Origin of the sequence: Bifidobacterium sp. UBA6881, from assembly GCA_002451435.1 — a bacterium.
Classification (GTDB): domain Bacteria; phylum Actinomycetota; class Actinomycetes; order Actinomycetales; family Bifidobacteriaceae; genus Bifidobacterium.
Window position 1 is genome coordinate 32,265 of sequence record DKCF01000071.1, and the last position, 2,873, is coordinate 35,137.

Here is a 2,873-nt window from a genome sequence, read left to right on the forward strand (position 1 = left end):
TACCTCGTCTGCCGGAACATCAACAACGTCGAGGCAATCGACGTGTACGACGCGAACCACACGGTCGTCAAGCACTATGACGTGCCGGCGCAGCTCACCGGCTACGAGTACGAGGTGGCCGCGGCGGCGCAGGCCATGCTCGACGGCAAACGCGAATGCGCGGCGATGCCGCATGCCGACACGCTGCGCATCATGAAGCTCATGGATTCGCTGCGCGCCGACTGGGGACTCAAGTACCCGTTCGAAGCGTGATGGGAGAATCCCGGAAGCCGCCTACGCCGTCACGGTCAGGCGGCTTTCGCCGTTTTCGCTCACGCGAGCCACGGATACGCGCGCATGCACGCGCTCCTTCAATTGCCCCACATGCGAGATGATGCCGATGTCGCGCGTGCGGGCGATGCCGTCCAGCACGTCCATCACATCGTCCAGGTACTCGTCCGACAGTGAACCGAAGCCCTCGTCGATGAACAGCGTCTCCATCGAGATTCCGCCGTTTTCCGCCTGAATCACGTCAGCGAGCGCCAGAGCCAACGCCAGCGACACGAAGAACGTCTCGCCGCCGGAAAGCGTGCTCGGCTCGGTGGAGCGTTCGGTGCGGCGGTCGAACACCGCGATCGGCAGTCCGGTTTTTCCACCCGAGCGCCCCTCGTGGGTGCCGAGGCGCAGCTCGTATACGCCGCCGTGGATGTCTTTGAGCAGTTCGTTGGCGCGGTCGAGCACGTCCCGGAATCGTTCGGTCACCGCGAAGGTGACAAGCGACACCTTCTGCGCGGATGGCGAGTCCTTGCCGGCGGTGGCGAGCAGGGCCATGGTGCGGACCGGCGCGAAATCGGCCATGCCTGTCCGCCATGTCTCCGCAGCCTTGGCGAGCCGCTTCGCGATCTCCCTGCGGTTCGCGTCGAGGTCGCGTGCGGTCTGCTGCGCGCTGATGGCGTCGTCGCGCGACTGTGATGCGGCGGACTGCGCGGCGTCGAGTGCGGCGAAATCAATGGATTCAAGCAGTTGCGCCGCTTGTCGCGATATCGCATTCCAGTCCTGAGGATTTTGGGAATCGCGCGAATCCTTGCGGTCCTGCGAATTCAAGGAATCCCGGCAGCCCTGCGGAGCCAAGGCGCCCTGCGGAACCTGCGAATCCAGCGGTTCCCGCGTTTCGGATGGTTTCCGAGAATCCAGCGGTTCCCCCGATGCCGGCGCGAAAAGCCTGCGGCATGCGTCCAGTCGTTCCGTCAGCAGCTCACGGGTTCGGCTCATATCGGCGTCGGCCGCGGCACGGTTCTTGCCGAACGTGTCGACCTGCGATTCCAGACGCATGATTTCCGCATCGTCCAATGCGGCCGTTTCGGCGGCTTCGTAATCCGCGAAATCACTGTCTTCCAACAATCGTGCGACGGCCCGTTGTACGGTCTGGTGCTGTTCTGTCAACGCCTCGCGTGTGGCTTTCAGCGACACGTCCTTCTGCTCAAGTTCCTCGCGCTCCGAAATGCGTCTGGTCAACGTTTCGGCCTCCAAAGCCCGCTCATGCGCCTGTTTGAGTTGCCGCTCGGCCGCACCCCGTTCGCCCGCGATGCTTTCCGCGGTGATGCCTTTCGCCGCGGAGTCGGCGTCCGCGGCCTGCTTCGCGGCGATTTCCCGTTCCGCGATGGCCGTGGTCAGGGCCTCTCCAGCCTTCGCCGAAGCCTCAACGGCGTCGGCGATCCGCTTCTGCCGGGCCTTCAATGCGGTTTGCCGCTCCGCCAGTTCGTCCAATTCGTCCATGGCATGCCGCGCCAAGCGCATGCGTTCCTCGGCCGACGCCACGTCGGCCCCGTCCGCCTGCGCGCGTTCGGCTTCGGCCTTCACACGCAACGTCTCCAGCTTCGACTTGGCGTTCGACTCGTCCTCCATGCGTTCGGTCGCCAGTTTCCGCAGCGCCTTGACGGTTTTTTCGTCCAGCGCGCCGTCCGGCCGCGATGCGGGATGGGGATGTTCCACGGAACCGCACACCGGGCATGCCGCTCCCTCGACCAAGTCTTCGGCGTATCGGGCGGCGCCCGCCAGTCGCAACGTCTCCTCCGCATGATCGGCATCGGCTTCGGCACTTGACCTCGCCTGTTGCGCCGCCACATACTCGGCTTCGGCATCCGTGACCTGACCGGCGAGCGTTTCCGCCGTGCGCGCATGAACGAGCACGCCCTTCGCGCGTTCGAGCTCGGCTTCCCGCTGTCCGCGTGCGCCCAGTCTGCCGGCGAGTTCCTCCAGTTGGGCTTCGACGGATTCCGAGGACGGCAGCGCCTCGCATGCCGCCGCGGCCTCAAGCTTGGCTTTCTCGCACCGCTCGGCCTTGTGTCGGGCCGCTTCCAAACGCTCACGAGCTTCCTTGGCCTGGGCCAGAGTCCTGGCATGCGCATCCGCTATCTGCAGCGCCTTGCGGGCCGCATCCCCGCCCGCGGCCGCCGCGACCGCCTCGGCATGCCGCTTCCGCAGTTCCTCTTTCGGCTCGAAATCCGCCAACGCATCCGCGTTGTCCGCGATTTGCGATAGGCAATCGTCCAGTTTCGCGCGTAACGCCGCGCTTTCGGCGTGCTTCGCCACAATCGGCGCAGCCTGCCGCGCCTGCGCGACCTGCTGCCGTACCGTTTCGATGTCCCGTCTGCGCGATTCGAGTTCGTCAACCCGTGTACGCGCATCCTGCATGTCTTCGTACGATTCACGCAATCCGCATGCGGCCTCATTGCGTCGCCGTGCGGCCGCCAGCCGTTCGTCGGCCTGACCGACCCGCGATTCCGTTTGCGACAGCAGCCGTCGCGCGTTCGATTCCACGTCACGTAATGTGGTTTCCAGTTGCTCCACGATTTCGGTTTCGCTGCGCGCCGGCTCGTCAAGGGTGCCGGACT

General features: G+C 65.3%; 1 protein-coding gene and 1 pseudogene. One reads left to right on the forward strand and one right to left on the reverse strand.

Going from position 1 to position 2,873, the window contains the following annotated elements:
* Positions 1 to 252, forward strand: a pseudogene (locus B3C64_RS05430) (gfo/Idh/MocA family oxidoreductase); the annotation flags it as partial.
* Between the two features lie 21 nt (positions 253 to 273).
* Here B3C64_RS05430 and B3C64_RS05435 read toward each other — a convergent pair.
* Positions 274 to 2,873, reverse strand: a 2,600-nt coding sequence (locus B3C64_RS05435) for an SbcC/MukB-like Walker B domain-containing protein (RefSeq protein WP_291534265.1), incomplete at its 5' end; no start/stop codon positions are given.